Source organism: Kingella sp. SNUBH-2017 (genome assembly GCF_028680565.1).
Classification (GTDB): Bacteria; Pseudomonadota; Gammaproteobacteria; order Burkholderiales; family Neisseriaceae; genus Kingella_D; species Kingella_D pumchi.
Genome location: NZ_JAPHVK010000006.1, coordinates 34,595 through 47,161, shown reverse-complemented (window position 1 = coordinate 47,161; position 12,567 = coordinate 34,595). Strand labels below are relative to the sequence as shown.

The 12,567-nt window shown below is 59.8% G+C and carries 11 protein-coding genes; 4 read left to right on the top strand and 7 right to left on the bottom strand.

Features of this window, described 5'->3' with window-relative positions:
* Window positions 1–428: 428 nt before the first annotated feature.
* The 3 genes from OP500_RS06130 to OP500_RS06120 all read right to left on the bottom strand — a co-directional run bounded on the left by OP500_RS06130 (window position 429) and on the right by OP500_RS06120 (window position 3,678).
* Window positions 429–899, bottom strand: coding sequence for a hypothetical protein (locus OP500_RS06130; RefSeq protein ID WP_238748209.1), 471 nt, complete (start codon window positions 897–899; stop codon window positions 429–431).
* Window positions 900–1,003: 104 nt separating this feature from the next.
* The gene (locus tag OP500_RS06125; RefSeq protein WP_274070497.1) at window positions 1,004–1,906 is read right to left on the bottom strand and encodes a DMT family transporter; all 903 of its coding nucleotides are present in this window, start codon (window positions 1,904–1,906) and stop codon (window positions 1,004–1,006) included.
* An 83-nt stretch (window positions 1,907–1,989) separates the two neighbouring features.
* Entirely contained in the window at window positions 1,990–3,678 is a 1,689-nt protein-coding gene (locus OP500_RS06120) for a glutamine--tRNA ligase/YqeY domain fusion protein (protein WP_238748207.1), read from the bottom strand.
* A gap of 255 nt (window positions 3,679–3,933) precedes the next feature.
* Here OP500_RS06120 and gcvH point away from each other — a divergent pair, with 255 nt between their 5' ends.
* Window positions 3,934–4,317, top strand: a complete 384-nt coding sequence (gcvH, locus tag OP500_RS06115; RefSeq protein WP_238748206.1) for a glycine cleavage system protein GcvH — start codon at window positions 3,934–3,936, stop codon at window positions 4,315–4,317.
* 251 nt (window positions 4,318–4,568) lie between these two features.
* Here the strand turns inward: gcvH and secF are convergent, their stop codons facing one another.
* From secF to mscL, 4 genes are all read right to left on the bottom strand, one after another.
* Window positions 4,569–5,534: a protein translocase subunit SecF gene (gene secF / locus OP500_RS06110; protein WP_274070496.1), complete on the bottom strand. Its 966-nt coding sequence runs from the start codon at window positions 5,532–5,534 to the stop codon at window positions 4,569–4,571.
* Between the two features lie 3 nt (window positions 5,535–5,537).
* Window positions 5,538–7,418: a protein translocase subunit SecD gene (gene secD / locus OP500_RS06105; RefSeq protein WP_274070495.1), complete on the bottom strand. Its 1,881-nt coding sequence runs from the start codon at window positions 7,416–7,418 to the stop codon at window positions 5,538–5,540.
* An 80-nt stretch (window positions 7,419–7,498) separates the two neighbouring features.
* On the bottom strand, window positions 7,499–7,828 hold the full coding sequence (gene yajC / locus OP500_RS06100; RefSeq protein WP_274070494.1) for a preprotein translocase subunit YajC: 330 nt from the start codon (window positions 7,826–7,828) through the stop codon (window positions 7,499–7,501).
* Window positions 7,829–7,996: 168 nt separating this feature from the next.
* Complete coding sequence (gene mscL / locus OP500_RS06095) at window positions 7,997–8,437, bottom strand: large conductance mechanosensitive channel protein MscL (protein ID WP_274070493.1); 441 nt, start codon at window positions 8,435–8,437, stop codon at window positions 7,997–7,999.
* Window positions 8,438–8,697: 260 nt separating this feature from the next.
* On the opposite strand from mscL, the gene queD reads away from it, so the two are divergent.
* The 3 genes from queD to OP500_RS06080 all read left to right on the top strand — a co-directional run bounded on the left by queD (window position 8,698) and on the right by OP500_RS06080 (window position 12,406).
* Window positions 8,698–9,123, top strand: coding sequence for a 6-carboxytetrahydropterin synthase QueD (queD, locus tag OP500_RS06090; protein WP_238748200.1), 426 nt, complete (start codon window positions 8,698–8,700; stop codon window positions 9,121–9,123).
* Window positions 9,120–9,734 (top strand): 7-carboxy-7-deazaguanine synthase QueE, encoded by a 615-nt coding sequence (locus OP500_RS06085; RefSeq protein WP_274070492.1) that lies wholly within the window; start codon window positions 9,120–9,122, stop codon window positions 9,732–9,734. The genes queD and OP500_RS06085 overlap by 4 nt, the downstream gene beginning before the upstream one ends.
* 227 nt (window positions 9,735–9,961) lie before the next feature.
* Window positions 9,962–12,406 carry a heavy metal translocating P-type ATPase gene (locus OP500_RS06080; protein WP_274070491.1) on the top strand — a complete coding sequence of 815 codons (2,445 nt, stop codon included), beginning with the start codon at window positions 9,962–9,964 and terminating at the stop codon, window positions 12,404–12,406.
* Window positions 12,407–12,567 lie beyond the last annotated feature (161 nt).

The window sequence follows — 12,567 nt, the reverse complement described above, 5'->3', positions numbered from 1 at the left end:
TTCAGGCTGCTTTTTGCTTTCGGTATGGCGGCATTACGGCAGAATACTCACCCGCTCATAAGGGCGGATGCTTTGCATGCTGATACCGACCATCGGGCCGGCGCAGGAGGCTAGGAGCCGAGCAGGGCTGCGCGGGCGGGGAAGCGGGGGTTCATGTCGGTTTCCTTTATTTGGGTAAGGTATTTTCAGGCCGCCTTTCAGTGGACGGGGCAGCACCTTGCTGTAGGTCGGATACTCGTATCCGACATTGCTTTTTCCGAGCTGAGTGTTGCCGTTGCGATCGGCCGTCGGATTCAAGAATCCGACCTACGGAAGTTTTTCGTTTTCAGGCTGCCTGAAACGGCAAAACGGTTTTAACTCCGTTGAAGCTTCGCTTTCAGACGGCCTGTTGGTTTTTCAGGCTGCTTTGAGGCAGTCTGAAAACAGGTTTACGGGACGATATTTACTTGGTCGCCGCCGAAGATGAGGGTAGTGTCGATGTAGATTTCGTCTTTGCTGGTGCAGGCGGCGTAAGCGCCTGTGGGATTGCCTTCTATTGTGTTGTTTTTGAACCGAAACATTTTGGTCTGCCAGCCGGTGTAGCCGCCGTAGGCGTTTTTGGCATTGACGTCGGCGCAGGCCAGGTAGAAGGCGTCCCAGCCGGCGCGGCCGCTGCCTTGCACGCCCTGGTTGCTGAGGCGGAGCACTTTGCGCGGCGGGGTGATGATGCGGATTTTCACGCTGCCGGCATCGCGCAGGTTTTCGTCCAGATAGCTGCGGATGTGCTGTTGGTAGTCTTTGGGGTAGCGACCGTAGTCGGCGTTGCGCGCGGCCTGCATGCTGACTTCGATGGGTTTGGCGGCGCAGGCGGCCAGCAGGCAGAGGCTGCTGATCAGGGCGGCATGGGTGGGAAGTTTCATATTGGTTTCCTTGTATGGGGTTGGTGGATGTTTTCAGGCTGCTTTAAGGCTGAAGTTCGTCTGAAACCCAATTTCAATAAAGTAAAAATGCCCGAACAAAAATTTCAGACGACCTTCTGCCCATACCGCATCAGTGTCATGCCGCCGACCGCTGCCGCGCAGCCCGCAACCAGAGAAATATGCAAAGGTTCGCCCAAAACCCACGCCGAGCTGAGCATGCCGAAAATCGGCACGAGCGTAATATACGCCGCTGCGCTGCCTGCGCCCAAAATCTTCACGCCTTCAAAATACCACGCGTAAGCCAATACCGTCGCGCCGATGACCAGCCACGCCAATGCCGTCCAACCGCGTGCATCCATCGCCGCCATCGCCTCAAACGGCAATCCGTCCGTCCACAATGCCACCACCGTCAACATCAACGCGCCGATAAGCGAAGTTGCCGCCGTTACCGTCAGCGCGTCTATCCCGCGCAAAACCGCGCGTCCGATTAAGGTATAAACCGCCCAGCAGACCACGCAGCCGAAAATCAGCCACTCCCCCGCCTTGATGCCGCCCGACAATACCGCCAACGGCTGCCCTTGCGTTACCGCCGTTATCGCGCCACAAACCGCCAACAGCATACCCGCCAAAATTTTCGCATTTAAACGTTCGCTGAAAAGCCAAGCCGCCAGCAGCAGCGTCAGCACGGGATTTACCGCCACAACCACTGCCGCCTTACCCGCCGGCATTGCCTGCAAACCCAGCATGAAAAACACCGCATAGCCGCACACCCCGACGGAAGCGGCTACCGTCAAGCCCAGCCATTGCCGTGCCGACAAAGCCGCCAAGGTTACAAACCTGCTGCGCGCAAACAACCAGCCCAACAGCAAAACCGAAGCCAATACAAACCGAACCGCCCCGCCCGTCAGCGGCAGCAGCGACTGCCCCAGCATCCGCCCCATCGGCCAAGACGCGCCCCACAACACCGCCATTCCCAGCAGTTTCAAATGTACGGAATAACGTTCCATCTCAATCCTTTATCAACAAAGGCCGTCTGAAAACCGAATTTCAAGTTTTCAGACGGCTTTTTAGTGCAGCTGCTGCAAACAGATTACTTGGGCTGCCAAGAATCTTTCAGCGTTACTGTGCGGTTGAACACGGGTTGCTCGGGGCGGTGGTCTTTGCGGTCGGTAACGAAATAGCCCAGGCGTTCAAACTGCCAACGGCTTTCGGGCGGCAAATCGTTGGCGGATGCTTCGACCCAGGCTTGGATTTCGCGCACGGATTCGGGGTTGAGAAAGTTAGTGAAGGGCAGGTATTCGCCGTCTGCGCCGCGCACGGCGTCGGGGCGCGGTTCGGTGAACAGTCGCTCGTACAGGCGCACGGTGGCGGGTACGGCGTGTTCGGCGGAGAGCCAGTGGATGACGCCTTTGACTTTGCGGCCTTCGGGGTTTTTGCCCAGCGTGTCGTAATCAAGGCTGCATTTGAGTTCGACTACATGGCCGTCTGAATCTTTGACGACTTCGTCGCAGCGCATCACGTAGCTGTGGCGCAGGCGCACTTCGCCGCCGGGGACGAGGCGTTTGAAGCCTTTGGGCGGGTTTTCGGCGAAGTCGTCGGTTTCGATGTAAAGCGTTTGCGAAATCGGCAGTTCGCGGCCGCCCATTTCTTCGTGGTTGGGGTGGTAGGGGGCGTAGCGGCTTTGCGCTTGGGCGGGGTCGAAGTTGGTCAGGGTGACTTTGAGCGGGTTGAGCACAGCAATCATGCGCGGGGCGGAGTTTTCCAGCTCTTCGCGGATGGCACCTTCGAGTACGCTCATGTCGATCACGTTTTCGGATTTGGAGATGCCGGCGCGTTTGGCAAACAGGCGCAGGCCTTCGGGGGTGTAGCCGCGTCGGCGCATACCGGAGATGGTGGGCATGCGCGGGTCGTCCCAGCCTGAAACGTGGCCGTCTGCAACGAGCTGGTTGAGTTTGCGTTTGGACGTGATGGAGTACAGGAGTTCCAAGCGCGAAAATTCGTACTGGCGCGGGCGGGTGGCATGCGGCGCAGGGATGTTGTCGAGCACCCAGTCATACAGCGGGCGGTGGGCTTCAAATTCGAGCGTGCACAGGGAATGGGTGATGCCTTCGATGGCGTCGGAGATGGCGTGGGTGTAGTCGTACATCGGGTAGATGCACCATTTGTCGCCGGTGTTGTGGTGGTGGGCGCGACGGATGCGGTAGATGACGGGGTCGCGCATATTGATGTTGCCTGATGCCATGTCGATTTTCAGGCGCAGGGTTTTGCTGCCGTCGGGGAATTCGCCGTTTTTCATGCGTGTGAACAGGTCGAGGTTTTCTTCGATGCTGCGATCGCGGTAAGGGCTGTTTTTGCCCGGCTCGGTGAGCGTGCCGCGATATTCGCGCATTTCTTCGGCGGTCAAATCATCGACATAGGCTTTGCCGTCTTTAATCAGGCCGACGGCGTAATCGAACAGGCGGTCGAAATAGTCGGACGCGTAATGCGGCTCGCCCGCCCACTCGAAACCCAGCCAGTTGACATCTTCTTTAATCGAATCAACGTATTCCTGATTTTCTTTTTCGGGGTTGGTGTCGTCAAAGCGCAGGTTGCACAGGCCGTCGTACACGTAGGCGAGGCCGAAATTCAGGCAGATGGATTTGGCGTGGCCGATGTGCAAATAGCCGTTGGGCTCGGGCGGGAAACGGGTTTGGATGGCGGTGTGTTTACCGCTTTTGAGATCGTCTTCGATGATGGTGCGGATGAAGTGGTTGTCGGCGAATTGGTCTTTGTTGAGCATGGCGGTATCCGTTCAGGCAGCCTGAAAAATCAAACGGCGGATTTTACCCGAAACCGCAGCCCTTGTGCGACGGCGCGTCCGGCAAAACTTTACCCTGCGGCGCAAGACTTTTACCCTGCCGCTAGTCGATAGCGGCGCCCGTGTGAAATCTTTGCCAGAATCCTTGCGGCTAATGTAAACTTACGCCCTTTAAACGCTAGCCGCGGCACCGCCCGCGCCAGCACCCGCCAACCAACCGAGAAACGGAACCCAACCATGAGCAATATCCCCGCCGATTTGAAATATGTTGCCAGCCACGAATGGCTGCGTTTGGAAGCCGACGGCAGCGTAACCGTGGGCATCACCCACCACGCGCAAGAGCTGTTGGGCGACATCGTGTTTGTCGAACTGCCCGAAGTGGGCGCCGAGCTGGCCGCCGAAGAGCAGGCCGGCGTGGTCGAATCGGTGAAAGCCGCTTCCGACGTGTACGCGCCGATTGCCGGCACCGTATTGGAAACCAACCAAGCGCTGGTAGATGCCCCTGACACCGCCAACAGCGACCCCTACGGCGACGGCTGGTTCTTCAAAATCAAACCGGCCAATGAGCGTGATCTCGACGGCCTGATGAGTGCCGAACAATACGCCGCCGAAATGTCCTGATTTTCGCGCCACGGTTTGAAACAGGCAGCCTGAAAAGTTTTCAGGCTGCCTGTTTTTTAACTTTTCAGGCTGCTTGGCGGCAGATGGGGTGCAAAGCGTATTTCGGCTTACCCGAATCCACCCAACGGTGCGCGGGGCGCACCCTACGCAGCTAAAAGACGGCAGGTAGGGTGCCGCCCCGCGCACCAAAAGGCAGCCTGAAAACGGAAAACCCCGTTTTCAGGCTGCCTTGTTTGCGGTGCGGGCAAAAATCAGACCACAACTTCTTCTTTCTGTTTTTTCTGCTTGAACGCGTTGTTGCGGGTCAGGCCGAACATCAACAGCAGCGGGCTGGCAACCAGTACGGAGGAGTAGATGCCGAAGACGATGCCGATGGTCAGGGCGATGGCAAAACCGTGCAGGGCGCCGCCGCCGAATACCAGCATGGAAAGCACCATCGCTTCGGTGGAGCCGTGTGTAATCACGGTACGGCCGGCGGTGGCGGTAATGGCGTTGTCGATCACCTGATGGACGGTTTTGTTGCGCATTGCCGGCTTGCGGAAGTTTTCGCGGATACGGTCGAACACCACCACCGATTCGTTTACCGAATAGCCGAGCACGGCGAGCACGCCGGCCAGTACGGTGAGCGAGAACTCCCAGCGGAAAAAGGCGAAGCAGCCGAGGATAATCACCACGTCGTGCATATTGGCGATAATGGCGGAAACGGCAAAACGCCATTCGAAACGCATCGATAGATACAGAATGATGCCGGCGACCACCATGCCCAGCGCAATCAGGCCGTTGCGCGCCAAGTCTTCGCCGACGGCCGGGCCGATAAATTCGACCTGGCGCAGCGAGGCGTCGGCATTACGCTGTTTGAGCACTTCCATTACTTGGTTGGAGAGCTTGGCGGTTTCGGCTTTCTGGCCGTCGGCGCTTTGGGCGGCGGAAGTTTTGTTGGGCAGGCGGACCATAATGTGCTTGTTGGTGCCCAGCGCCTGCACTTGGATTTCGCCCAACTGCAGTTTTTCCAAATCCTGCCGCACCTGGTCGATATTGGCGCCCTGCTGCTTGTATTCGACTTCCATCAGCGTGCCGCCGGTAAATTCCACCGACAGGTTCAGGCCGCGGGTAGCCAGGAAAAATACCGCCAGTATGAAGGTGGCAAGCGAGATAAAGGTAGTGAGCTTGCCATAGCTCATAAAGGGGATGTCGCGTTTGAAGTGGAACAGTTCCATGAGTTATTCCTTTTCCAGTGCCACGTTGTCGTCGCGGTCGATTACCGGCGGATAGTGTACGCCGATGGAAATGCGGGTCAGCTTGCGGCGGCGGCCGTACCACAGATTAACCAGGGCGCGCGATACCACTACCGACGAGTAGATGGAAGTCATAATGCCAAGGCAGTGGACGATGGCGAAACCGCGCACGGGGCCGGAGCCGAATACCAGCAGGGCGATACCGGCGATCAGCGAAGTCAGGTTGGAGTCGAGAATGGTGTCCCAAGCATGGTCGTAACCTTCTTTAATCGCCACCTGTGGTTTTTTGCCGGCACGTAATTCTTCACGTATTCGCTCGTTAATCAATACGTTGGAGTCGATGGCCATACCCAGCGTCAGCGCGATGGCGGCGATGCCCGGCAGCGTCAGCGTGGCCTGCAGCGCGGAAAGAATGGCAAACAGGAACAACAGGTTGGCACTGAGCGCCAGCGCCGAGAAGATGCCGAACAGGCGGTAGTAAATCACCATAAACACCGCCACCACGGCAAAGCCCCACACGGTTGAGTTCACGCCTTTGGTGATGTTTTCCGCACCCAGCGACGGGCCGATGGTGCGCTCTTCGATAATGTCCATCGGCGCGGCAAGCGAGCCGGCGCCCAGCAGAAGGGCGACGTCGTTGGCTTCGGCGGTGCCGGCCATGCCGGTAATGCGCACGCGGCCGCCGGGAATCGGCTCTTGGATGCGCGGCGCGGTAATCACTTCGGACTTGCCCTGGTCGATCAGCACCATCGCCATGATTTTGCCGCGGTTGGCGGCGGTCAAGTCGGCAAACACGGTGGTGCCGACGCTGTCCAGATTCAGATTGACGGTGGGGCGCTTGCTTTCTTCGTCGATGGCCGACTGGGCGGCGTTGATGTTGTCGCCGGTCAGCTCGACTTGTTTGCTGACCAGATAGGGATTGCCGTCTTTATCGCTCAAAAGCTCGTAGCCTTCAGGCACGTTGCCGCCGACAGCCTGCTGGATCAGATCCAAGTCTTCGCTCACCATCCGCACTTCCAGCGTGGCGGTGCGGCCGATAATGTCTTTGGCCTTGGCGGTATCGGTCATACCCGGCAGCTGCACCACGATGCGGTCGGCACCGGCCTGCTGGATCACTGGCTCGGCGGTGCCCAATTCGTTTACGCGCTTGTGCAGGGTGGTGATGTTCTGCTCAACCGCTTTTTTGCGGATTTGGTTGAGCTGCTGCTCGGGCAGCGTCAGCTTCAGGGTATTGCCCTCGCTGGACATCTCCAAAGAGGGCTGGCCGGTCATATTGTCGGTAAACAGCTTTTGCAGCTCGGGATAGGCTTTGTCCAGATCGGCCTGGTCTTGGAAGGGCACCAGCAGGCTGTTGCCCGATTTGCGGATGGTGCCGGAGCGGATTTTCTGCTCACGCAGGGTGCGGCGCACGTCGCCGGCGTTGCGGTCGAGCGCTTTTTCCAGCGCGGCTTTCATGTCCACCTGCATGGTGAAATGCACGCCGCCGCGCAAGTCGAGACCCAGGAACATCGGGTTGGCGCCGATTTTCGCCAGCCAGTCGGGGCTGTTGGCGATTTGGTTTTGGGCAACGATATAGCCCTCGCCCAAAACATTGTCGATGGCATCGCGCGCATTGATTTTGTCGGCGTCGCTCACCCGCACTTTCAGGCTGCCGCCGGCGATAAACATGCCGTCGGTTTTGATATTGGCCTCTTGAAGCGCCTGGGCGACGCGGCGCTCGGTTTCCTGATTGATAACCACCGACTGGCGGTTGGTCGAAATCTGGATGGCGGGGGTTACGCCGTAAAGGTTGGGCAGGGCGTAAATGGCTGCCACCGCCAGCGTTAGGGCGATCAGCAGGTATTTCCAAAGCGGGTAACGGTTCATAGGGGGAGCCTTGTGTTAAGGGCAAACAAACTGCCGACGGCATGGGGCGGTGTCGGCAGTGATCCGGCTTTCAGGCAGCCTTATTCGGATTTGGCATCAGCAGCGGCAGGCTGCTCGACTTTCTGGGCGATGGCGTTGCGGTCGATTTCCACCTGCACGCCTTTGCCGATTTCAACGGTAAACACGGTTTCGCCGGGCTTGATGATGCGGGCGTAGAAGCCGGAAACCAAAAGCACGCGGTCGCCTTTTTGCAACTCGCTGATCATTGTCTGACGCTGTTTCTCGCGCTTTTGCTGCGGACGGAACAGCATAAAGTAAAACAGGGCGAGAATCGCAATCAGCGGAATATAGCTCATCAAACCGCCGGGGGCGGGCGCCGGATCCGCTGCGGCAAATACGCTTCCAATCATAGCTGGGCTTTCCTAATCAAAAGGGGGTGTATCTGAAAAACGAAAGGCGCGATTCTAGCAGACAATCAGGCAGCCTGAAACCGTTTCAGGCTGCCTCAAAGCATGGCAATCGGCGGGCGGGCGCAGCGTTTTCAGGCTGCCTCGGCGCCGCATCGCGCGGTGCGGCGTTTATTTTTTCAGCGAATCGCGGATTTCGCGCAGCAGCAGCACTTCTTCGCTGGGTCCGGCCGGCGCTTCCGGCTCGGCGGCGGCAGGCGCGCCTTTGAGTTTGTTGATCAGTTTCACCACCACGAAAATCGCCGAAGCGACAATCATAAAGCTCACCAGCGCGTTGATAAACACACCCACGTTCAGCGTTACCGCACCGGCAGCTTTGGCGGCGGCCAGCGTTTCGTAGCCGGCTTCGGGCGGGTTGGCGCCGGATTTGAGCGTTAAAAACAGATTGGAAAAGTCCACCCCGCCCAGAATCAGACCGATGGGCGGCATAATCACGTCGTCCACCAGCGATTTGACGATACCGGAAAAGGCGGTGCCGACCACCATACCGACGGCCAGATCGATCACATTGCCGCGCATAATGAAGTCTTTGAATTCTTGTTTGATTGACATTTTGCTGTCCTTTCTGTGTGTTTGCGAAGTGTAAATTTGACGGGCAAGCGCCCATAAAAAAATTCAGGCTGCCCTGAACGTGCGGCATCATAACCGAAAACCGCCGCATCCGCCACGCAGGCGGCAGGCAGCCTGAAAACGCCTGCCTGCAATTCCGCCGATAGCACCCAGCGCCTTTTCAGGCTGCCTGCACCGCATGTTAAAATGCGTAATCCCAACACCAGGCCGCCGTTTTCAGGCTGCCGCACCGGAACACACACATGTTTAAAACCGCCAAACAATTCACCTTCGACATGGCGCACATGCTCGACGGCCACGACGGCAAATGTAAAAACCTGCACGGCCACACCTATATCCTGCAGGTAGAAGTTTCAGGCAGCCTGCACGAAACCGGCCCCAAGCGCGGCATGGTCATCGACTTTGGCGACCTGAAAGACTGCGTGCAGCGCCATGTACTCGATCTGATGGACCACGCCTTTATTTATGACAGCGGCAGCGAGCGTGAAAGCCGCGTCGCCGAGCTGCTGCAGAGTCTCGATTCCAAAACCTACGCCCTGCCCTGCCGCAGCACCGCCGAAGCGATGGCCGAGCACATTTTCGGCCTGCTCAAACACCGCGCCGGCCTGCCGGTCAGCCTGATCCGCCTGTGGGAAACTCCGTCGTCCTACTGCGAGTACCGCGAATGAAGCCGTCCTACCGCATCGTCGAAATCTTCCGCTCGCTGCAGGGCGAAGGCTGGAACACCGGCATGGACGCCGTTTTCATCCGCTTTGGCAAATGCAATCTCGCCTGCCACTGGTGCGACACCGACTACCACCGCTACGGCATGCGCGGTCTCGACGACATCCTTTCCGAAGTGCTCGCCCACAACACCCGCAACATCATCATTACCGGCGGCGAGCCGACCATCCAGCCCAAGCTCGAAGTGCTGCTGGACGAACTCAAACGCGCCGGCCGCTATCTGGCCATCGAAACCAACGCGCTGAAAAAAATTCCGCCGCAAATCGACTATATCGCCGCCAGCCCCAAGCGTCTCTACCGCGAAGCCTACGCCAAGCGCTGCATCAGTCGCGCCGACGAAGTGCGCATCGTTGCCGACGACGATTCCATTCCCGAGTTCTGCGCCGAAATCGAAGGCCGCATCCGCGCCGAGCGCTACTACCTTTCCCCCTGCGAGCAAAACGGCCAAATGAACCTGCTGCCAACCCTGCGCCTGCTCGGCGAACTCAACGAGCGCCCCGGCAAACCGCACTGGCAGCTCAGCATCCAAACCCACAAACTGGCCGGCATCGAATAAAGCCCCGCCCTTTTCAGGCTGCCTGAAAACCAAAAGCAGCCTGAAAGCCATCCGCCGTAGAGTACGCACCGCGCACCAAAACACCAGAGCGCAACCAATGGTGCACGGTGTGCACCCTACAGCCGAAACCCCAAAAGCAGCCTGAAAACCACCCGCCGTAGGGTGCGCACCGCGCACCAAAACACCAAAACCCGAAAAACAAGGCAGCCTGAAACCCCGCACACGCCATGAATCCAGACGAATCTTCCTGCTTCCACTGCGGCCTGCCCGTTCCCGCCGGCAGCCGCTATCCCGTACGTTACGAAGGGAACGAACAGCCGACCTGCTGCGCCGGCTGCCAGGCCGTTGCCCAGGGCATTATCGACGCCGGACTGGGCAGCTATTACAAGCACCGCACCGCCGAAGCCGAACGCGCGGTGCTGCCGCCGCCGGAAGTGCTGGCACAGCTCAAACTGTACGACCTGCCCGAAGTGCAGGCCGAGTTTGTCGAAATCCAGCCCGACAACCGCCGCGAAGCGGTGCTGATGCTCGGCGGCGTTACCTGCGCCGCCTGCGTGTGGCTGATCGAGCAAAAACTGATGCGCCTGGCCGGCGTCGAACGCGCCGAACTCAATTACAGCACCCAGCGCGCGCGGGTATGCTGGGACGAAAGCCGCGTCCGCCTGTCCGACATCCTGCTTGCCGTGCGCGAAACCGGCTACAGCGCCGCGCCCTACGACGCCCAAAAACACGAAGCGCAAACCCAGCGCGAGCGCAAAAAAATGCTGATCCGGCTGGCGGTGGCCGCACTCTCGAGCATGCAGACCATGATGTTCGCGCTGCCGACCTATCTTTACGCCGACATCGAGCCGCAATACCTGCTGCTGCTGCACTGGGGCGCGTTTTTTATGGTGCTGCCGGCGATGTTCTACTCCGCCACCCCGTTTTACCGCGGCGCGTGGCGCGACTTTAAAAACGGCCGCACCGGCATGGATACGCCGGTGGCTATTGCCATCGTGATGACCTTTATCGCCGGCATCTACGCGCTGCTCTCCAACGCCGGACAGGGCATGTATTTCGAGAGCATCGCCATGTTTGTGTTCTTCCTGCTGCTCGGGCGCTTTATGGAGCAGTCGGCACGGCGCAAAGCCGGCGATGCCGCCGAGCGGCTGGTTAAACTGGTGCCGGCGTTCTGCCATCTGCTGCCGGCCTATCCCGACCCCAAAAGCGAAGAAGCCGCCGTAGCCAGCCTGAAAGCCGGCGATGTGCTGCTGGTGCGCGGCGGCGAAACCATCCCCGCCGACGGCGTGGTGCTCGAAGGCGAAAGCGAAATCAACGAAGCGATGCTCACCGGCGAAAACCTGCCGGTGCCCAAGTTTTCAGGCTGCCGTGTTACCGCCGGCACGCTCAATACCGCCGGCCCGCTGACCATCCGCGTCGAGCAGACCGGCAGCGCCACCCGTCTTGCCCACATCGTGCGCCTGCTCGATCGCGCGCTGTCGCAGAAACCGCGCTTGGCCGAGCAGGCCGAACGCTATGCCGCCACCTTTACCCGCAGCCTGATCATCACCGCCGTACCCACCTTTATTGGCTGGTGGTGGTTTGCCGATGCCGGCACCGCGCTGTGGATTACCGTGTCGCTCTTGGTGGTTACCTGCCCCTGCGCGCTGTCGCTGGCCACCCCCGCCGCGCTGGCCGCCGCCACCGGCAATCTGGCCGCCCGCGGCATTCTGGTGGCGCGCGGGCATGCGCTGGAAACGCTCGCCGCCGTCGATACCGTGGTTTTCGACAAAACCGGCACCCTGACCCACGGCCGCCTGCAGGTTGTCCGCACCCTGGCGCTGGCCGGCAATCCCTATGCCAATGCCGCCGCTCAGGCGCTGGAAGAGCATTCCGAACACCCCGCCGCCCGCGCCATCGCCGCCCTGCCGGTGGCAGGCAGCCTGAAAAACGCCGTTGCCGCCCGCAACCGCGTCAGCCGCGTCGGTCACGGCGTCTGCGCCCTGCTCACCATTGCCGGACGCGAACAAAACTGGGCGCTCGGCCGGCCGGAATTTGTTGCCGAAACCGCCGGCGGCATCCCGCCGGAATTGGCCGAACTGGAGCAGCAGGGCAGCGTGATCGCGCTGGGCAATGCCGACGGTTTTCAGGCTGCCTATCTGCTGGCCGACGAAAACAAAGCCGGCTTCGATACCGTGATTGCCCAGCTACAAAACCGCGGCCTGGCCGTCCACATTCTCAGCGGCGACCGCCGCGCCGCCGTCGCCGCGCTGGCGCAAACGCTCGGTATCAGCGACATCCGCGCCGAAGCCACGCCCGAAGACAAGCTCGCCTATGTGCAGACCCTGCAGCGGCAGGGGCGGCGCGTGCTGATGCTCGGCGACGGCATCAACGATGCGCCGGTGCTGGCCGCCGCCGATATTTCGGTGGCGGTGGCCGGCAGCGCCGACGTCGCCCGCGACGGCGCCGACATCCTGCTGCTCAACGACGACCCCACCGCCCTGCCCCATCTGTTTGCCCTTGCCGCTCGCACCCGCGCCGTTATCCGCCAAAATCTGATTTGGGCCAGCGTTTACAACCTGATCGCCGTACCGCTGGCGCTGGCTGGTTTCGTTACCCCGTGGCTGGCCGCGCTGGGCATGAGTTTCAGCTCGCTGCTGGTGGTGTGGAACGCCCTGCGCCTGCGCCGCTGACGGCTGTTTTTTTTCAGGCTGCCTGCAAATACTCAGGCAGCCTGAAAAACCGGCCGACAAAACTTAACAAAAACACGCCGCCACTACGGCCGCCACACAGAAAAAGCAGCCTGAAAGCGTGCAAAAGCACTCCTGCCCTGCTTTCAGGCTGCTTTGCCGGA